19 protein-coding genes and 1 pseudogene are annotated in these 19,172 nt (G+C 63.7%); 4 read left to right on the top strand and 16 right to left on the bottom strand.

Annotation, left to right across the window (positions count from 1 at the left end; genetic code table 11):
• Positions 1 to 143 precede the first annotated feature (143 nt).
• From AWB67_RS24635 to AWB67_RS24605, 7 genes are all read right to left on the bottom strand, one after another.
• Positions 144 to 923, bottom strand: coding sequence for a DODA-type extradiol aromatic ring-opening family dioxygenase (locus AWB67_RS24635; RefSeq protein WP_087658838.1), 780 nt, complete (start codon positions 921 to 923; stop codon positions 144 to 146).
• A gap of 94 nt (positions 924 to 1,017) precedes the next feature.
• Complete coding sequence (locus AWB67_RS24630; RefSeq protein WP_087658837.1) at positions 1,018 to 1,617, bottom strand: UbiX family flavin prenyltransferase; 600 nt, start codon at positions 1,615 to 1,617, stop codon at positions 1,018 to 1,020.
• A gap of 13 nt (positions 1,618 to 1,630) precedes the next feature.
• Positions 1,631 to 1,945, bottom strand: coding sequence for a Grx4 family monothiol glutaredoxin (gene grxD, locus AWB67_RS24625; RefSeq protein WP_087658836.1), 315 nt, complete (start codon positions 1,943 to 1,945; stop codon positions 1,631 to 1,633).
• A gap of 109 nt (positions 1,946 to 2,054) precedes the next feature.
• Positions 2,055 to 2,891, bottom strand: coding sequence for a peptide chain release factor N(5)-glutamine methyltransferase (gene prmC, locus AWB67_RS24620; protein ID WP_087658835.1), 837 nt, complete (start codon positions 2,889 to 2,891; stop codon positions 2,055 to 2,057).
• Positions 2,888 to 3,970, bottom strand: coding sequence for a peptide chain release factor 1 (prfA, locus tag AWB67_RS24615; protein WP_087658834.1), 1,083 nt, complete (start codon positions 3,968 to 3,970; stop codon positions 2,888 to 2,890). The genes prmC and prfA overlap by 4 nt, the downstream gene beginning before the upstream one ends.
• A gap of 96 nt (positions 3,971 to 4,066) precedes the next feature.
• Positions 4,067 to 5,380 carry a glutamyl-tRNA reductase gene (gene hemA / locus AWB67_RS24610; protein ID WP_087658833.1) on the bottom strand — a complete coding sequence of 438 codons (1,314 nt, stop codon included), beginning with the start codon at positions 5,378 to 5,380 and terminating at the stop codon, positions 4,067 to 4,069.
• A gap of 62 nt (positions 5,381 to 5,442) precedes the next feature.
• Complete coding sequence (locus tag AWB67_RS24605; protein ID WP_087658832.1) at positions 5,443 to 6,204, bottom strand: response regulator transcription factor; 762 nt, start codon at positions 6,202 to 6,204, stop codon at positions 5,443 to 5,445.
• 204 nt (positions 6,205 to 6,408) lie between these two features.
• On the opposite strand from AWB67_RS24605, the gene AWB67_RS24600 reads away from it, so the two are divergent.
• The 3 genes from AWB67_RS24600 to AWB67_RS24590 all read left to right on the top strand — a co-directional run bounded on the left by AWB67_RS24600 (position 6,409) and on the right by AWB67_RS24590 (position 9,204).
• On the top strand, positions 6,409 to 6,666 hold the full coding sequence (locus tag AWB67_RS24600; RefSeq protein ID WP_087658831.1) for a hypothetical protein: 258 nt from the start codon (positions 6,409 to 6,411) through the stop codon (positions 6,664 to 6,666).
• A gap of 78 nt (positions 6,667 to 6,744) precedes the next feature.
• Positions 6,745 to 8,565 (top strand): aminopeptidase P family protein, encoded by a 1,821-nt coding sequence (locus AWB67_RS24595; RefSeq protein WP_087658852.1) that lies wholly within the window; start codon positions 6,745 to 6,747, stop codon positions 8,563 to 8,565.
• A gap of 15 nt (positions 8,566 to 8,580) precedes the next feature.
• A complete protein-coding gene (locus tag AWB67_RS24590; protein WP_087658830.1) occupies positions 8,581 to 9,204 on the top strand; it encodes an HAD family hydrolase in 624 nt (207 codons plus the stop codon).
• Positions 9,205 to 9,213: 9 nt separating this feature from the next.
• Here AWB67_RS24590 and AWB67_RS24585 read toward each other — a convergent pair whose 3' ends face one another.
• The 9 genes and pseudogenes from AWB67_RS24585 to ychF form a co-directional block, all read right to left on the bottom strand.
• Complete coding sequence (locus AWB67_RS24585; RefSeq protein WP_087658829.1) at positions 9,214 to 10,011, bottom strand: IclR family transcriptional regulator; 798 nt, start codon at positions 10,009 to 10,011, stop codon at positions 9,214 to 9,216.
• A 54-nt stretch (positions 10,012 to 10,065) separates the two neighbouring features.
• The gene (locus tag AWB67_RS24580) at positions 10,066 to 10,794 is read right to left on the bottom strand and encodes an SDR family NAD(P)-dependent oxidoreductase (protein WP_087658828.1); all 729 of its coding nucleotides are present in this window, start codon (positions 10,792 to 10,794) and stop codon (positions 10,066 to 10,068) included.
• 16 nt (positions 10,795 to 10,810) lie between these two features.
• Positions 10,811 to 12,112, bottom strand: a complete 1,302-nt coding sequence (locus tag AWB67_RS24575; protein WP_087658827.1) for an MFS transporter — start codon at positions 12,110 to 12,112, stop codon at positions 10,811 to 10,813.
• Between the two features lie 30 nt (positions 12,113 to 12,142).
• Complete coding sequence (locus AWB67_RS24570; protein ID WP_087658826.1) at positions 12,143 to 12,670, bottom strand: 2,4'-dihydroxyacetophenone dioxygenase family protein; 528 nt, start codon at positions 12,668 to 12,670, stop codon at positions 12,143 to 12,145.
• A gap of 100 nt (positions 12,671 to 12,770) precedes the next feature.
• Complete coding sequence (locus AWB67_RS24565; RefSeq protein WP_087658825.1) at positions 12,771 to 13,898, bottom strand: DUF748 domain-containing protein; 1,128 nt, start codon at positions 13,896 to 13,898, stop codon at positions 12,771 to 12,773.
• A 141-nt stretch (positions 13,899 to 14,039) separates the two neighbouring features.
• Complete coding sequence (gene ettA, locus AWB67_RS24560) at positions 14,040 to 15,707, bottom strand: energy-dependent translational throttle protein EttA (protein ID WP_087658824.1); 1,668 nt, start codon at positions 15,705 to 15,707, stop codon at positions 14,040 to 14,042.
• A gap of 232 nt (positions 15,708 to 15,939) precedes the next feature.
• A pseudogene (locus AWB67_RS24555) lies at positions 15,940 to 16,035 on the bottom strand (DUF3761 domain-containing protein); the annotation flags it as partial.
• A 31-nt stretch (positions 16,036 to 16,066) separates the two neighbouring features.
• Positions 16,067 to 16,546, bottom strand: coding sequence for a YkgB family protein (locus AWB67_RS24550; protein ID WP_087658823.1), 480 nt, complete (start codon positions 16,544 to 16,546; stop codon positions 16,067 to 16,069).
• A gap of 211 nt (positions 16,547 to 16,757) precedes the next feature.
• Complete coding sequence (gene ychF / locus AWB67_RS24545) at positions 16,758 to 17,852, bottom strand: redox-regulated ATPase YchF (RefSeq protein WP_087658822.1); 1,095 nt, start codon at positions 17,850 to 17,852, stop codon at positions 16,758 to 16,760.
• Between ychF and AWB67_RS24540 the strand changes: the two genes are divergently transcribed.
• Entirely contained in the window at positions 17,851 to 19,149 is a 1,299-nt protein-coding gene (locus tag AWB67_RS24540) for a tyrosine-type recombinase/integrase (protein ID WP_159964919.1), read from the top strand. The genes ychF and AWB67_RS24540 overlap by 2 nt on opposite strands.
• Positions 19,150 to 19,172: the final 23 nt, after the last annotated feature.

Genomic DNA, 19,172 nt, shown 5'->3' with positions numbered 1-19,172 from the left:
TCTATTACTGGGGCGTGCACACCGGCTATTGCAGCGAGTGTCTCGACAAACGCGAAAGCCGCGACGATATCTTCACGAAGTCGGTGCGTGAATTTTTTACGGTGAAAAGCCCGCCAGAGCGATCAAGGCGGGCTTTTTTGTGCCTAGCTGAACACGTAATTCGTCATGGCGAGCGTTTTCTGGAACGTGCCGAGCGACTGGATGCCGAGCGTGAAATCGTCGCTTGCTGCGCCCAGCGCGCTGAACACCGGCAGCAGATGCTCGTCCGTCGGATGCATCAGCACTGCGTGCGGCGCACGTCTGCGATAGTCGAGCAAAGCGTCGATGTCGCGCTCGGCGAGACGCGCCTCGAACCAGTCGGTGAATTCGGTCACGCGCGGGTCGGCGTCTTCCGGACGCGCGCCGAAATCGGCGGCGCGCAGGTTATGCGTGATCTGCCCCGATCCGACGATCATCACGCCCTCGTCGCGCAACGCCCGCAGTGCGCGGCCCACGCGATAGTGATGCGCGGCGTCGAGGCGCGGCTGGATAGACAACTGCGCGACCGGCACGTCGGCTTGCGGGAACATCAGAAGCAGCGGCACCCAGGCGCCGTGATCGAGCCCGTGATCGGCCGTCGCGGCGGGAACGCCTTGCTCGGCGAGCAAATCGGCCGCGCGCTTGCCCAATTCGGGCGCGCCCGGTGCCGGATAACGCAGTTCATACAGCGCAGGCGGAAAGCCGTAAAAATCGTGGATCGTTTCAGGCTGCGTAGCGATGCTCGCAACCGGCTGTGCCGTGCCCCAATGCGCCGACAGCATCAGGATGGCGCGCGGACGCGGCAATTGATCGGCCAAAGAGGCGAATTCGGCGGACGGCATCGACGGGTCGATGGGCAGCGTCGGCGCGCCGTGGGAGATGAAAACGCTGGGAAGTCGGGACATTGCAGCAAGCCTCAAAGGGGGTTGCTGTCACTATAGGCGCCACTGCCCGGTTGATAAACGGTGGCCCGAGCAACGAATTGTGTCGCGGGCGTTGCTAATCGGTCTCGCCGCGCATGCCGCGCCATTCGGCGGCGGCGGGCGCGCGAACGCCGAACATGTCGATCACGCGCTCGACCGTGTGATCGACCATCTCGTCGATCGACGCGGGACGGTGATAAAACGCCGGCATCGGCGGAAAAATGATGCCGCCCATTTCGGTGACGGCAGTCATGTTGCGCAGATGCGCGAGGTTGAATGGCGTCTCGCGCACGAGCAGCACCAGCCGGCGGCGCTCTTTCAGCACGACATCGGCGGCGCGCGTGATGAGGTTGTCCGAGAGACCGTGCGCGATGCTCGCGAGCGTCTTCATCGAACACGGCGCGACGATCATGCCGTCGGTCGCGAACGAGCCGGACGCGATGCTCGCGCCGACGTCGCGCACGCTGTGGACGACGTTGGCGAGCGCCTGGACGTCGGCTTTATCGAGTTGGAGTTCGTGCTGGATGTTGAGCCAGCCAGCAGTGGAGACGAGCAGATGTGTCTCGACGCCCGGAAGACGGCGAAGCGTCTCGAGGAGACGCACGCCGTAGATGGCGCCCGTTGCCCCGGTGATGGCGACGATCAGCCGTCGCGGCACGGCAGCGGGCGCGTTCACGTCGGCGTGGGAATCAGGCGGCCGCGGCGAACAGTTGCTGCAATTCGCCCGACTGGTACATCTCCATCATGATGTCCGAGCCGCCGATGAACTCGCCGTTTACGTAGAGCTGCGGGATGGTCGGCCAGTTCGAGAATTCCTTGATGCCCTGGCGGACGCCTTCGTCTTCGAGCACGTTGACGGTCGTGATGTTATCGACGCCGCATGCCTTCAGCACCTGGATCGCGCGGCCCGAGAAGCCGCACATCGGGAACTGCGCCGTGCCTTTCATGAAAAGGACGACCTGGTTTTGATCGACGATTTGCTTGATGCGTTCTTGGGTGTCCATGACGTTCCTGCGGGGCGGTTTTGTACTGGGATTGAACGGAATTAGAGTGAAATGATAGCGGATTTCGCTCAAACGAGTTGGAGGCGCAGCGGGGCTTCCGGCGCGCGGCTTACGCGGTGAAAACGCCGCCGCTGATGCGTTCGATGCCGGCGAGATCGGTCGCCGAGCGTACTTCGGTGAATCCGCGAGCGGTGAGCAGCGCGCGTACTTCGGCGGCCTGGTCGTAGCCGTGTTCGAGCCACAGCGCGCCCGCCGGCACGAGCAGAAACGGCGCGCTCTGGACGATCGCGCGGATGGCGGAGAGGCCGTCGGCGGCATCGGTGAGGGCGGCGCGCGGTTCGAAGCGCAAGTCGCCTTGCGTCAGGTGCGGGTCGTCGTCGGCGATGTAAGGCGGGTTGCTGACGATTACATCGAAACGCAGCGACTGATCGACGGCCTGCGTCCAGTCGCTTTGCACGAACGTGAGCGGACCGCCGGGGCGCGCCGGGTCGAGGAGTTTCGCTGCATTGCGCCCGGCGACTTCCAGCGCCGCTTCCGACCGATCCACCGACCAGACTCGCGCATCGCCGCGCGCGTGAGCGATAGCGACCGCGATCGCGCCGCTGCCCGTGCCGAGATCGAGCACGCGGGGGTTTCCGCGACCGTCGAGCGCCGCGAGCGCCGTTTCGACCAGCAGTTCGGTCTCGGGCCGCGGAATCAGCACATCGGGCGTCACGTCGAAGTCGAGCCCGAAAAATTCACGCGATCCGACGATCTGCGCAATCGGAACGCCCGCCGCGCGACGTGCCTCAAGTGCTTGATATCGCTCGACAAAATCCGCGTCGAGCGCTTCCTGGTCGCGCGTAATCAGCTCCGTGCGCCGCCAGTCAAGCACGTGTGTGAGCAGAATCCGCGTTTCGAGCGCAGGCAGCGGCGACGCGCGCAGCAACTCGGCGACCGTCGTCACTCCGCGTCACCCAGCGCCGCGAGCAATTCGGCCTGATGCTCGCTGACGAGCGCACCGATCAGTTCGTCGAGATCGCCGTCCATGATGGCTTCGAGCTTGTAGAGCGTCAGATTGATCCGATGATCGGTCATGCGCCCCTGCGGAAAGTTATAGGTGCGAATCCGTTCCGACCGGTCGCCCGAGCCGATCAGGCTCTTGCGCGTCGCGGCTTCCTTCGCGTGCTGCTCGTGCGCCTGCTTGTCCTTGATGCGCGCGGCGAGCACCTTCAGCGCGCGATCCTTGTTCTTGTGCTGCGAGCGGTCGTCCTGACACTCGACGACGATCCCCGTCGGCAAGTGCGTCACGCGCACGGCGGAATCGGTCTTGTTGATGTGCTGCCCGCCCGCGCCCGACGCGCGGAACGTGTCGATGCGCAGGTCGGCCGGATTGATCACGACTTCGCTGAGTTCGTCGGCTTCCGGCATCACCGCGACCGTGCACGCCGACGTGTGGATGCGGCCCTGCGTTTCGGTCGCCGGGACGCGCTGCACGCGATGCCCGCCCGATTCGAACTTGAGCCGCGAGTACGCGCCCTGGCCGGCGATCCGCACGATCACTTCCTTGTAGCCGCCAAGATCGGACGCGCTCTCCGACATCGTCTCGACCGACCAGCGGTTGCGCTCCGCGTACCTCAGATACATGCGCAGCAGGTCACCGGCGAAGAGCGCGGATTCGTCGCCGCCGGTGCCCGCGCGGATTTCGATGAAGATATTGCGCTCGTCGTTGGGATCTTTCGGCAGGAGCATCGTCTGCAAGTCGCTTTCGATTTTCGCCATGCGCGTGCGCGCCTCGCCGATTTCATCTTCGGCGAAATCGCGCATCGAGGGATCGGTGAGCAGATCCTGCGCAGTGGCTTCGTCGGTGAGTGCCTGGCGCCACAGCCCGTACTGCTCGACGATCGGACCGATTTCCGCGTGTTCGCGCGAGAGCTTCCGGTATTGATCCATATCGGAGGTCGCGCCTTCGTGGCTCAACAGGCCATTGAGATCGGCCAGCCGTCTTGCAAGCTGGTCGAGCTTGCCTTGCATGCTCGTTTTCATCGGGCGGGAGTGGAGCGGGGCTCCGAAGGATGGTGCTGGAAGGAAGCGTCCGCGCTTTTTAGCTGCGGAGCAACGGGATGAGCAAGGAACAGGCCGCTAACGGTCTGAAGAACCTGAGTCCGAAGGGTCGGGCAGCGTGCCGCCGTGCTTGTAGAAACCGCCCATCAGGTCGATGAGCTGGTCGCGGTTTTCACGGCTCGCGCGGTTCAAGGCGTGCGTCGGGCCGTGGATCAGCTTGTTCGTGAGCGATTGCGAGAGCGCTTCGAGCACCGCCGCCGGGTCGTCGCCGCGCGCGAGCAGCTTGCGCGCGCGTTCGACTTCGGCGCGGCGCAGCGCGTCGGCTTGTGTGTGCATGTGGCGGATCACCGGCACGATGCTGCGCGCGTCGAGCCATTGCATGAAGTTCTGGACGCGCGTCTCGATGATCGCTTCGGCCTGCGCGACCGCCGCCTGACGCGACGCATTGCCTTCGCGCACGATCGCGCCGAGGTCGTCGACGGTGTAGAGGAACACGTCGTTCAGCTTGCCGACTTCGGGTTCGATGTCGCGCGGAACGGCCAGATCGACCATGAAAATCGGCCGATGACGGCGCTTGCGAACCGCACGCTCGACCGCGCCCAGGCCGATGATCGGCAGCGTCGACGCCGTGCACGACACGATGATGTCGAATTCGTGCATGCGCGCGGGCAGCTCGGAGAGCGGGATCGCGCGGCCGTTGAAGCGGCCCGCGAGCTTTTCGCCGCGCTCGGCGGTGCGATTCGCGACGACCAGCTCACGCGGACTCTGCGCGGCGAAGTGCGTGGCGCAGAGTTCGATCATTTCGCCCGCGCCGATGAACAGCACGCGCTGGCCCGAAATGTTTTCGAAGATGCGCTGCGCGAGGCGCACGGCGGCGGCGGCCATCGAAACGGATTGCGCCCCGATTTCCGTAGTCGTGCGGACTTCCTTCGCGACGGCGAACGTGCGCTGGAACAACTGGTTGAGATAGGTGCCGAGCGCACCGGCTTCGGACGCAGTGCGCACGGCGTCCTTCATTTGTCCGACGATTTGCGTTTCGCCGAGCACCATCGAATCGAGCCCGGACGCCACGCGAAACGCATGCCGCACAGCTTCCGACTGCGGCAGCGAATAGACATGCGGCGCGAGTTCTGAAACAGGAAGATTGTGGTACTTCGAAAGCCAGTGGACGGCGGCTTCGCGCGCGGCCCGATCGTCGGTGGCGCAGTAGAGCTCCGTGCGATTGCAGGTCGAGAGAATCGCCGCTTCTGGCGAAGTCTTCGCGAGAGGCCCCAGCCAGATGTCCTTCAGGGCGCCAAGTGCAGGTTTGATCTGTTCGAGCGGAAACGCCACGCGTTCGCGCAAGGCGACGGGCGCAGTGTGATGATTGATTCCGATCGTGAGGAGCTGCATGTATTGGGCCTGATCTGATGGCCTTGTAGATAGCCGAATATTATAGCGTTTCCCGGATTCCTTCATTTATAGGCGGCATAAGGCATGAGCGGGGTGGACGGCACGGCGGGCAAAAGCGGCTCGACGGCGCCGAACGCTTCGCTCATTGTCTCGACGCGGTCAAGCTGGTAGCCGTAGGCGTAGAGCGGCGTCAGGCGGTAGCCGTGCTCCGGACGCAGGCGCAATTTACTGCGCAGGCGGCAGGCGTGGGTATCGAGCGTGCGCGACTGTATGTCGCTGCCGCGCGTCCAGACGATCTCCAGAATGTGCCCGCGCGACATCGGCCGGGACAGGTTCGAGAACAGCAGGTGCGCGAAGCGGTATTCCTTCGGTGTGAGCATCACGCGTTCGCCGCCGAAGCTCACGCTCAGTTCCGATACGTTGAACAGATACTCGCCGAAGCGCTCTGGCACGCTCGACCGCGCGGTGTGGCGGCGCGTGAGCGCGTCGATGCGGGCGATCAGCTCGGCGCAGCGCACTGGCTTCGCGACGCAATCGTCGGCGCCAGCGCGCAGGCGATCGACGATATCCGCCTCGCCCGGCTTGCCCGCCATCAGCATGACCGGCATGTGCGGCACCGCCGAGCGCACGCGCGCGACGATATCCGCGTCGCTCAACTCGCGCAGGCCGGCGGACGAAATCAGCAGGTCGTAGGTTTCGCGTTTCAACTGCGTCAGGAACGAAAGCGGGGCGCGGAAGAAATGGCAAAAGTGACCGCCAGCCGACAACGCCGCGCCGATTAGGGCCGCGTGGTGTTCGTCCGGGTCGATAATGGCGATTCGCATGAGTTGGACGCCGCCGCGGGGCTGAGTGGCCGGGAGCCCGGTGCGCCTGAGGCGGCGCGCTTGCCATCACCAACCTGGCCCCCTAAACTCAACCGCTGCGCTGCGAGCGCGTTGCTACCTATAGTTGACGAGAGCGAAAATGCTAGTTGAACGACCCGTGCCAACCCATACGGTTTCTCTGAATTCGGCCGGGACGCGTCGCTGATGGGTTGGGCCGGTCTCGTCGTGCTGGGCGCGGTGATCGGGCTCGCGGGATGGTGGCTGCATCCGCTGCGGCGCTCGCGCCATGCCGGGCACGTCTTGCTGGCGCTCGGCGCGGGCGTCCTTGCCACCATCGTCGCGCATATGGCCGGCAACGTCGCCTGGGTGTATCACGACGGCGATACGCTCGAATGGCTCTCGTGCTCCCTCTTTGCGCTCGCCGTCGTGGCCGTGACGGTCGGTGTGGCGGCGCGGCGCTGAATCTTCCCCGTCGATGCGCGGTCACGAGCGGCGCATCGAAGCTTTTAAGCCTCAACGGCTCCTACAAGGGTGACCTTCATGAACGATCGACTCGACTGCCCCGGCGCAGCCACTTTCTCCGAACGCATCGAATTGCTGCGCGGTGCGATGGCACGCGAAAACCTCGCCGCCGTGCTGATTCCCTCGGCTGACCCGCATCTGTCCGAATATCTGCCGGAGCGCTGGCAGGGGCGGCAATGGCTGTCGGGCTTCACAGGCTCGGTCGGCACGCTCGTCGTCACGGCGGATTTCGCGGGCGTCTGGGTCGACAGCCGCTACTGGACGCAGGCCGAAACGCAGCTCTCCGGCACCGGCATCGAGTTGATGAAGATGATGGGCGGGCAGCAGAGCGCGCCACACGTCGACTGGCTCGCGCAGAACGTGCCGTCGGGCGCGACAGTGGCCGTCGACGGCACCGTGCTCGGCGTCGCGGCGGCGCGCGCGCTTGCCGATGCGCTGACCGCGCGCGGCATCGTGCTGCGCACGGATCTCGATTTGCTCGATGCCGTCTGGCCCGGGCGGCCGGGCTTGCCGGAAGGCGGCGTTTACGAGCACGCCGCCCCGCACGCGAGCGTCGCGCGCGGCGAAAAACTGGCGGAAGTGCGCCGCGCGATGCAGGAAAAGGGCGCGCAATGGCACTTCGTCTCGACGCTCGACGACCTCGCCTGGCTCTTCAACCTGCGCGGCGCTGACGTCAGCTATAACCCGGTGTTCGTCGCGCACGCGCTGATCGGCCTCGACGATGCCGTGCTCTTCGTCGCCGACGGCAAGGTGCCCGGCGCGCTCACCGATTCGCTCGCGCGCGAAAACGTGCGCGTCGAACCGTATGCCCGCGCGGGCGAAGCGCTCGCCGCGCTGCCCGCCGACTCCGCGCTGCTGATCGACCCGCGCCGCATCACGTTCGGCTTGCTGGAAAAAGTGCCGTCGACGGTGAAAATCGTCGAAGCCGTGAATCCGTCGACTTTCGCAAAATCGCGCAAGACCGCGGCGGAAGCGGAGCACATCCGCGCGACGATGGAGCAGGACGGCGCCGCGCTCGCTGAATTCTTCGCGTGGTTCGAGGACGCGCTCGGCCGCGAGCGCATCACGGAACTCACCATCGACGAAAAGCTCACGGCGGCGCGCGCACGCCGGCCGGGCTTCGTCACGCTGAGTTTCGCGACGATCGCCGGCTTCAACGCGAACGGCGCGATGCCGCATTACCGCGCGACCGAAGCGTCGCATTCGGTGATCGAAGGCGACGGATTGCTGCTGATCGACTCGGGCGGTCAGTACCTGAGCGGCACGACCGACATCACGCGCGTCGTGCCGATCGGGTCGATCACGGCCGAACACAAGCGCGATTTCACCGTCGTGCTGAAGGGCACGATGGCGCTTTCGCGCGCGAAATTCCCGCGCGGCGTCCGCTCGCCGATGCTCGATTCGATCGCGCGCGCGCCGATCTGGGAAGCGGGCGCGGACTACGGCCATGGCACGGGCCACGGCGTCGGCTATTTCCTGAACGTGCACGAAGGCCCGCAGGTGATCTCACACTACGCGCCCGCCGAGCCGTGGACGGCGATGGAAGAGGGCATGATCACGTCGATCGAGCCGGGCATTTACCGGCCGGGCAAGTGGGGCATTCGCATCGAGAATCTGGTGCTGAACCAGCCGGCCGGCAAGACTGAATTCGGCGATTTCCTCGAATTCGAGACGCTCACGCTCTGCCCGATCGACACGCGCTGCATTGACCTTGCGCTCCTGCGCGACGACGAGCGCGCGTGGCTGAACGCCTATCACGCGACGGTGCGCGAGCGCGTGTCGCCGCATGTATCGGGCGCGGCGAAGGCGTGGCTTGAAACGCGCACTCAACCCATCTGAACGGAGCGGCGACGCATGGCGATCAAGGCAGTGGTGTTCGATTTCGGCGGCGTGCTGATCGACTGGAAGCGCGAGTACGTCTACAGCCGCCTGATTCCCGATGAAACCGAGCGCCGCTGGTTTCTCGACAACGTCTGCAAGATGGAGTGGGTCGTGCAGCAGGACGGCGGCCAGACGATCGCCGATGGCACCGCCGAGCTGATCGCGAAGTTTCCCGAGCACGAGGCGCTGATTCGCGCGTTCTACGAGCGCTGGCACGAGATGCTCGGCGGCGTGCTGGCGGACGGCGTCGCACTCGTCGATGCGCTCGAAGGCGCGCAAATGCCGCTCTTCGGCCTGACGAACTGGTCGGCGGAGACGTTCCCGTATGCGTGGGAGTGCTATCCGGTGCTGCAGCGGTTCAGGGAGGTGATCGTGTCGGGGCGGGTGGGCGTCGTGAAGCCCGATCCGGTGATCTTCGCGCTGATGCGTGCGGAGATCGAGCGGCATCTGCCGGGCATCGCGCCGCACGAACTCGTCTTCATCGACGACAACCTGCACAACGCCGAGGCCGCGACGGCACTCGGCTGGCACGGCGTGCATCACACGGACGCGGCGCATACCGAAGCGCAACTCCGCGCGCTCGGTGTGCCGATCTGACGCGTTTTTTCAGCGCGCGGCGGCCGGTCCCATCCGCTCGCCGATCACGCGGCACGCTTCGCGCAGCGGCGCGACGTAGGTATCGAGCGGCGTCGCGCATTTCCGGAACAGCGGGATGCTGATGCTCACGCACGCGAGAGGCCGGCCGTTTGCATCGCGGATCGCGCAGCCGTAGCAAAAAATCTGCGCTTCGTTTTCCTCGCGATCTTCCGCATAGCCGCGCTCGGCGGTGGCGTCGAGTTCGGCGTCGAGTGCGTCGCGATCGGTGATCGTGTTCGGCGTGAAGCGTTCGAGCGTGACGTTTTGCAGCAGCGCGGCGCGTTCGTCGCCTGAGAGCGTCGAGAGATACGCCTTGCCGACCGAGCTCGAATAAAGCGTCACACGCGTGCCGATCCGCGACGCCATCCGCACCGCGTGCGGACTCTCCAGCTTCTCGATGTACACCATGTCCGGACCGCTTTTCACCGCGAGATGCACGGTTTCCTGCGTCGCGTCGCGCAGTTCGTGGAGCGCATCGGCGGCGGCGACGCGTAAATCCGAGCGCTCCCAGCTTCGGCTCGCGAGCGTCAACAGGCGTGGCCCAAGCGAAAACGTGTTGCCGCGCGCCGTCTCCACGACGAGTCCCTCCGCGATCAACGCTCCGACGATCCGATACACCGTCGGACGCGGATAGCCGCACGCGGCGGCGAGTTGCGGGATGGACTGCGGCTCGGCGGCATCGGCGATCAGTTGCAACACCGCCATGAATTTCGAGAACGCGGCGGTGCCGGTGGCTTTGGCGGAATCGGGATCGGCGGCGGGCGGCATGGCGTGAGTAGTGAGCGGAGGGAGCGGCGACGATTATATCGACGCCCTCCCGCGCTACGCCGTCAAATACCCGCCATCGACCGGCACGATCGCCCCCGTCATGAACGCCGCCGCCGGCGACGCCAGAAACGCCACCACCTGCGCGACATCCTCCGGCGTGCCCCAGCGCTTCATCGGCGTGCGATCGAGGATCGGCTGCGAGCGCGCCTCGTCTTCCTGCAGCGCCTGCGTGAGCGGCGTCACGATCCAGCCGGGCGCGACGGCGTTCACGCGGATACCGTCGGCGGCGTAGGCGATCGCGAGCGATTTCGTCAGTTGCGCGACGCCGCCCTTGCTCGCGCTGTACGCGGGCACGAGGCCGCCGCCGAAAAAGCTCAGCATCGACGCCGTGTTGACGATCGCGCCGCGCGTCGCCTTCAGCCGCTCGCGCGTGGCGGCGCACAGGCGCATCGTGCCGCTCAGGTTCACGGCGATCACGCGTTCGAACACGTCGATGGCGTGCTCGTCGCCGCGCCGGATCATGCCGGCGCAGTTCACGAGCACGTCGAGTGACGGGACGTTTTCGAGCAGCGCGGCGACGCTTGCGTCGTCGCTGACGTCGAGCGGCGCGACTTCGATGCGCGGGCCGAGCGCTTCACGCTGCGCATCGGTCGGCGCTATGCCCGCTGCGATCACGCGCGCGCCGAGCGCCGCGAACTGCTGCGCGATGCCCGCGCCGATGCCTTGCGTGCCGCCTGTCACGAGAACGGTCTTACCGTCGAACAGATCCTTTTGGAAAGTCATGTTGTGCAGTGCATTTTCAAATGGCCGGAACCGTCGCCACGCTCGCTTCCGAATCCTGGATCGGCGAGCGCACGACGAACATATAGACGAGCGCCGCCGCGAACGCGACGGCCGCGCTGATCAGAAACGCATTGACGAACGAATGCGTCCGTTCGACGACGAGTCCCGTGACGAACGGCGCGAACGAGCCGCCGAAATAGCCGCCGAAGTTCTGGATGCTCCCGAGCGACGCGACCATGTGACGCGGCGCGGCCACGCTGACGAGCGCCCACGCGGCGCCGCTCGCCATGTTCACGAAGAACATGGCCGCCGAGAGGTACGTGATCGCGAGCGCCAGGTTCGGGGTGAACGCGGCGGGCACGGTGAAGAGCGCCGCGCCGAGCAGGCCCGTGCAGATCGGCCATTTGCGGCTGCGGATCGGCGCGACGCCGCGCTTCATCAGGCCGTCGGCGATAAAGCCGCTCGACAGCATCCCGAGCGTGCCGAACAGATACGGAATCGACACGATCCAGCCGGTTTTCGCGATGGTGAGATGGCGTTCGTGTTCGAGATACGCGGGCAGCCACGTCAGGTACAGCCACACCATGTAAATGACGCCCATGAAGCCGAAAATCATGCCCCAGGTGGTCGCCTTGCCGAACAGGCCGCGCCATTCGGCGAACGTCATGCGGCGCTCGGCGCGCTGCTGCGGCTCGTCTTCGGTCAGATGCAGGACTTCCGCGGGTTCCAGCGCGATATCCGCGCGATTCCGGTAGACGATATACCAGCCGATCGCGACCGCGATTCCGAGCACGCCCATGATCACGAACATGTAGCGCCAGCCGAAGCTGAGCAGCAGCACGGTGAGAATCGGCGGCGCGAGGGCCGGGCCGATCGTCGACGAGGTCACGAAGATGCCGGTCGGCTTGCCGCGTTCGCGTAGCGCGAACCATTCGCTGACGACTTTCGCGCCCGCCGGAAACTGCGGCGCCTCGCCGATCCCGAGCGCGATCCGCGCGAACAGGAACTGGTGCAGTGTCGTGACGAGCCCGCCGCACAGTTGCGCAACCGACCACACGAACATGCCGAGGCCGAGCATGATGCGCGCGCCGAAACGGTCGAGCATCACGCCGATCGGCAGCTGCGAGAACGCATAGGCGAACGAAAACGCGGACAGCAGCAGCCCCATCTGCGACGCCGACAGCCCCAGCTCCTGGCTGACCGAATGATTCGCGATGGACAATGTGCTGCGGTCGAGATAATTCACGATGCCCGCGAGCGTGAGAAAGGTGAGGGCGATCCACTGGATGCGCTTTAAGCGCGGTGATTTGGCTTGCACGGGTGTCTCCTCCGGTGCTCTTTTGAGTTTTTAGCGGATGAACTGGTCGGCGTAATCCGCACCCAGGCCGACCGCCTCGAAATGCTTGCGGCACATGTCGACTTTCGTGAACACGTCTTCGTAGCCGGTGTAGTTGCCCTGCGGATCGCAATAGAACATCACGCCGTTGACCTGGAAATACGTGATCATTTCCTCCACGTCTTCCGGCACGTACAGCGTGTGCGTCTCGCCGGGCGGCTCGAAAACGTAGCTGCCTTCGGTCGCGACCCAGTCGTGCTCCAGATAACGCCAACGGCCCTTGAGTACCATGCCGTGCACCGCCTGCGGATGACGATGACGGCTCAGCACGCCCGACTTGCGCACGCGCAGCAGATTCATCCAGTAACCGGTGGACACGTTCAGGCAAAGCGGCCGGAACCAGACGTTCTCGGCTTGCGGGACCCACAGGCGCTCGTCTTTCGGAATCGCCGATTCGACGACGATTTCCTTGAGCGCCTCGGCGGGTTGGGGAAGTTGGTACGGCGTCATTGCGTCCGCCGCAGCTTGTGGGGCTGCCATCGCATCTCCTTGTCCATAATGTGGATCGATGAATCAGATTATGGACATATGCTCCACCTCGAAGGCGGGCAGTGTCAAGACACGATCGTTGTGCAGTGCATCACTTCTTGAGCAGGTTCATCAGCGCGTTGCCGATGCCTTTGACGGTGTCTCCTGCTCCCTTCGCGACGCCTTCCGCGCTGACGCCGAGCGCCTTCGCGAATCCCGCCGCGAGTTTCTTCGAGAGACTTTCGTTGAGCGAAAACTTCGGATCGCGCAGATCGCCATCGAGGACGAAATCGAGCTTGATCTGTTCCTTGCGGTCCTTCAGCGCCGCGATCGCGGCCTTGATCGGAATCGACATGAACGTGTCGAGCGGATTGCCGCCTTCGCTCAGTTGCAGATGGTTCAGCACCACCGTGCCGGGCGCGTGGATGCGGTAATCGCGCACGGTGGCATCGAGCGTGAGGTCGATCGTGCCGCCTGTGACCGTCGCCTTCGCACCGGATTTTTTCAGCAGATAGGGATCGAGCGTCGAGATGTCGACGCTGCGCAACGTGGTGCGCGTCTGCGAGTCTTTCGTCGCGATCACCATCCAGCCGCCGAACGTCACGGCGCCCGTGTGCGACGGACCTTTGATCGAGCCCGTCATCGAGAGCGACGTGCGTTCGGTGAGCGCGGGGAGATGAACGTGATCGACGGTCGCGCGCGCGTCGCTGATCAGCACGCGATATGGCTGCTGTTGCTGCACGGAGCCGTCGAAGAACTCCATCGATCCGCGCTCGAACGAGACGTGATCGATCAGCTTTTCCTCGTTCGCGCGCTTGATGGCTTCGTCGTTCGCCTTGGCGTCCGCTTTTTGCGCGGCTTCCTTCAAGTCGGGCAGGAGACGCACGCGGCCGTCGGGCGAGCGGTAGATCGAGAGGTAATAGTTGTCGACTGTGACGTTGCGCAGATGCACGCGATTGCGCAGCGCGTCGCGCAAGTCGAGTTCAAGGACGATGCGCTCGGCGCGCATGGCATCGGCGGTCGGCCAGCCTTCGGGGCCGCGCAGGCGCACGCGCGAGAGCGTGATCTGCGGGAAGCCGACGTCGATTTCCTCCACCGAGCCAAGCGGCCCGAGCGTCTCGACGATACGCTGCTTCATCTCGTGGACGAGGAAGAACCATCCGCCGACCGCGATCACGAGCAACGCGACGACGATGCCGACTGCCCAGGTTCCCACCCGCCGCGCTTTCGCTGCCGCCATTGCGCAAGTCTCCTTGTTGGCGCCGCGCTTCAAGGCGGCGTATTGCGCTGTACGGTCGCTATTTTTATGCCTGTTGTCGGTGCGCGCGCCCGCATTGGGCGCGCGGTTTTGCTAATACAAATCAGCGGGTTAGCGCGCTCATCAGCGTGTAATAGGCTTGTAGCGCAGGCGCTTTGGCTTTGCCGCTTCCTCGCCGAGGCGATTGCGCTTGTCGGCCTCGTATTCCTGATAGTTGCCGTTGAAAAACGTCACTTGCGAATCACCTTCGAACGCGATGATGTGCGTCGCGATCCGGTCGAGGAACCAGCGATCGTGCGAAATCACCATCACCGAGCCGGCGAATTCGAGCAGCGCGTCTTCGAGCGCGCGCAGCGTTTCGACGTCGAGGTCGTTCGACGGTTCGTCGAGCAGCAGCACGTTGCCGCCCGCGATCAGCGTCTTCGCAAGATGCAGACGCCCGCGCTCTCCGCCCGAGAGGCTGCCGACGTTCTTCTGCTGGTCGCCGCCCTTGAAGTTGAAGCGGCCGATATACGCCCGCGACGGCGTTTCGTACTTGCCGACCGTGAGAACATCGGCGCCGCCGGAGATTTCCTCGAAGACGGTCTTGGTGCTATTGAGCGCGTCGCGGCTCTGGTCGACATAGGCGAGCTTGACGGTCGGACCAGTGACGATTTCGCCCGAATCCGGCGTTTCCTTGCCGGTAAGCATGCGGAAAAGCGTCGATTTCCCGGCGCCGTTCGGCCCGATGATCCCGACGATCGCGCCCGCCGGAATCTTCATACTGAGGTTGTCGATCAGCAGGCGATCGCCATAGGCCTTGGTGACGTTCTTGAACTCGATGACTTCGTTGCCCAGCCGGTCGCCGACGGGGATGAAGATTTCCTGCGTTTCGTTGCGCTTCTGGTATTCCTGGCTGTTCAGTTCCTCGAATCGCGCGATCCGCGCCTTCGATTTCGCCTGACGGCCCTTCGGGTTCTGGCGCACCCATTCGAGTTCCTTCTTGAGCGCCTTCTGCCGCGCGGATTCCGTCGATTCTTCCTGCTTCAGACGGTCCTGTTTCTGGTCGAGCCAACTGGAGTAATTACCCTTCCACGGGATGCCGTGGCCGCGGTCGAGTTCGAGAATCCATTCGGCGGCGTTATCGAGGAAGTAGCGATCGTGCGTCACGGCGACGACGGTGCCCGGATAGCGCGTCAGGAACTGTTCGAGCCAGTCGACGGATTCCGCGTCCAGGTGGTTGGTCGGTTCGTCGAGGAGCAGCATGTCGGGCTTTTGCAGCAACAGCTTGCAGAGCGCGACGCGGCGTTTTTCGCCGCCCGACAGGTGTTCGATTTTCGCGTCCCACGCGGGCAGGCGCAGCGCATCGGCGGCGACTTCGAGCTGCTGCTCGGGCGAGCCGCCGTCGCTCGTCGCGAGGATCGCTTCGTATTTGGCTTGCTCGGCGGCGAGGGCGTCGAAGTCGGCGTCGGGTTCGGCGTAGGCCGCGTAGATTTCGTCGAGCTTTTTTTGCGCGCTGAAGACGTCGCCGAGGCCGGATTCGACCGCTTCGCGCACGGTTTGCTGCGGGTCGAGCTGCGGTTCCTGCGGGAGATAGCCGATGTTGAGGTTCGGCATCGGCGTGGCGTCGCCTTCGATGTCTTTATCGACGCCCGCCATGATGCGGATCAGCGTGGACTTGCCGGAACCGTTCAGGCCGAGCAGACCGATCTTCGCGCCGGGGAAGAAGGAAAGGGAGATGTCTTTCAGGATCTGGCGCTTCGGCGGCACGATCTTGCCGACGCGGTTCATGGTGAAGACGTATTGGGCCATGTGTGTGCGGTAGGTGTTGGGTTGTCGGGGAGAGGGCCCGGTTTGCGCGCGCGGGCAACGGATGCGCGAGCCCCGCGGATGCGATGCGTCGTCTGCTTCGCGCGTTGCGCCGATGCTGACCGGGCGGCGCGCGTTCCCGGAGTCGCGCGAACGGCGCCTGCGGGAGAGGAGTCATTGTACTTCGAGGGGACGGGCGGGGTGGGCCGAGGCCGCTGGGAATTCGAGCGCGGCGCTATTGCCGCGCCGCCACGCCACCATGCCGCGAGCACATGCCGGAGCGACGGCGGCTGAAGCTGTAGGCGCCGTCGCGGCACTGCGCGGAGACGCCACCGTCAACGACGGCTTACGGTCTCAGCGGCTCACTCCCGCCGCTGGACCCGGTTCAACCCCGCCTTCAGCAACACGAGCGATGCGCCGAAAAGCACGATGTCCTTGAGGAGGAAGCCGGTTGCGCCGCCCATCGCCGGGAAGCCGCCGGCCGATGCTTCCCATGCACCCGGCGTCGAGAAAATCAGCGTGGTGGTCGTCGCGAAGGTCGCGATGGAGCCGCATGCGCCCGCGACCGCCAGACGCGGGAACCATACCCCCAGAATCATCAAGGCGCAGATGGTCCATTCAGCGATGCCCAGCGCATGACTCGCGCCTTGCTTGCCAAAAGCGTCGAGCATCCACGAAAGAACGGGGCTGTGGCTCAGCAGCGGAAAGAGCCCTTCGGCTTCATAGGGAAACCACTTCGCATAGCCGAAGAAGAAAAAGATGACGATCATTGCGCCGCGAAGATACGAAATGTCCAGCGTCGGTTGCGAGAAGCGGTTCAAGGTCTGTTTGATTGACGACATCAGTGGCTATCCTAAGGATTAACGGTTATTAAACTGCTGCATTTATTTTTCCGCTTCTCCGTGATTCAGCGTCGCTTCCGGTTTGGGGATCGGCAGATCAGGAATGCCGGCGCTTCATCTGTTATGCGAATGAAACGGGCAAAAAAAAGCGGAGCCCCTTTATCGGGGACTCCGCTTTCTTTGACAAGCGCTTTACAACAGTTCTTGACGCTTACACGTTAAAAAGGAAGTTCATCACATCACCGTCATGAACCACATACTCCTTCCCTTCCGCTCGCATCTTCCCAGCCTCTTTCGCGCCTTGCTCGCCCTTAAAACCAATAAAATCATTAAACGCGATAGTCTGCGCGCGAATAAACCCACGCTCAAAGTCAGTATGAATCGCGCCCGCCGCCTGAGGCGCCGTATCACCAATATGAATCGTCCACGCGCGCACTTCCTTCACACCCGCCGTGAAATAAGTCTGCAAACCAAGCAGGTTATAACCCGCCCGAATAACCCGATTCAACCCCGGCTCTTCCATGCCGATATCCGCGAGAAACTCCTGCTTGTCGGCATCATCCAGATCAGCGATTTCCGCTTCGATCGCCGCGCACACCGCGACCACCGGCGCATCTTCCGTCTCAGCATGCTTCCTCACCGCATCCAGATACGGATTGTTCTCGAACCCGTTCTCCTTCACGTTGGCGACGTACATCGTCGGCTTCGACGTGATCAGGCAGAACGGTTTGATCAGCAGACGCTCGTCGTCGGAGAAATCGAGCGCGCGGACCGGCTTCGCCTGGTCCAGTTGCGCGCGCACTCGCTCCAGCACAGCGACCAGCTTCCCCGCTTCCTTGTCGTTACCCGACTTCGCCGCCTTCGAATAGCGCGTGAGTGCCTTCTCGACCGTCGCCAAATCTGCGAGCGCGAGTTCGGTGTTGATCACTTCGATATCAGCGAGCGGATCGATCTTGTTCGCGACGTGAATCACGTTCTCGTCCTCGAAACAGCGTACGACGTGCGTGATCGCATCGGTTTCGCGGATGTTCGCGAGGAACTGGTTGCCCAGGCCCTCGCCCTTGCTCGCGCCCGCGACCAGCCCGGCAATATCGACGAATTCGACCACCGCCGGCAGGATGCGCTCCGGCTTGACGATGTCAGCGAGCTTCTGGAGTCGCGCGTCCGGCACTTCGACCACGCCGACATTCGGCTCGATCGTGCAGAACGGATAGTTTTCGGCGGCGATCCCCGCCTTGGTCAGTGCATTGAAAAGAGTGGACTTGCCGACGTTAGGCAAGCCGACGATGCCGCATTGGAGGCTCATGGAATCCTTCGGGAAATCAATAGGTTGCGTGATGACTCTGCGTAGTAGCTCGGTCCAATTGACACCGATCAAGACGCGGGCAGTGACCGCAACGGGACAAGACAAGCCACCAAATCGGGGCGTTGGCTCAACGATTTGTGCGAGTTTTGTCACGGAAATGGCGATTGTAACTCTTTCGGATGCCCTGATAGGCAAGGGTGCGGGGAAGGCTGGAAGCGTTCTGCGGGATCGAAGGCTCTGCGGTCTTTGTCTCAGAATCGGGGCGCGAACTCAGACTTTTGTTGTTGCGACGACTTCTCGCGGAAAACAAATCAGGGTAACTCTCGGGCGTTGGCCGCTGCTGACAGTGGATGAGGCGCGGGAATTGGCGTTGCCGATCCTTCGACGTTGCCGCGCCGGGGAGTACATCGTCGCCCCGGTACGGGCGCAATTGCCGACCCTCAGACAGGTTCTGCCGGAATACGGGAAGGCAAAGAAAGTGAAGGCGTCCAGCTTGGCGCGTTACGAGTCCGTCCTCAAAACCCATTTCGCCGACTGGTTTGACAGACCGGTTTCCGCTTTGAAGGAACCGGCATTTGGCGCCCATTGCTATGCGTTCGCTCAGACGAAGGGCGCTGCGATAGTCGATCTGGGGCGTGGACTCGTTGGATCGATCATCAAGTTCCTCTTCGCGGTCCACAGCGTCAGCATCGAGAACCCGTTTCTCCGCCTGAGTGCTGCTGGTCTGATGCCTGATCGCCCGCAACCGCGTTCGAGAAACCTCGGTGAGCGGGACCTTCCTGCATGGTGGAAGGCGGTTGATAGCCTTCCCGAAAGACAAGGCGACTATCTCCGCCTGATCGTGTTCACAGGGCTTCGAAAAAATGAGGGTCGTGCCGTCCGACGCAGAGACGTTGACCTTGATAACAAGGTGCTTTCGATCCCGGAGACAAAGGGAAAGAGGCCGCACTCTCTACCGATCACCGAATCCATGCGGCATATCTTGGTTCGGCGTTGCCACGGACTGGAACCGCAACAATTGTTATTCGACGGCCTGTCAGCGGACCATGTAACGGAAATGGCAACGCGAGCCGGTGCGCCGGAATTCACGCTACATGACCTAAGAAAGCTCCTCGCGAGTATCGGCGCAAGGTTGGAAATCGGGGACGCCATCTTGCGACGAATTCTGGGCCACGCCCCCAAGCGCGGCGACGTTTTGCACCGCCACTACGTCAGTCTTGAAGCGGCGGACATCGGCGAATCGTTGCAGCGAATTCAGTCAACCGTCGTTCAGTCGTCGGCAAAACCGATACTGTAAAAGTATCATCAGACGGCATAATG

Origin of the sequence: Caballeronia terrestris, assembly GCF_001544515.1 — a bacterium.
In the GTDB taxonomy this organism is placed as follows: domain Bacteria; phylum Pseudomonadota; class Gammaproteobacteria; order Burkholderiales; family Burkholderiaceae; genus Caballeronia; species Caballeronia terrestris.
This window is presented reverse-complemented; position numbering and strand designations above follow the sequence as displayed.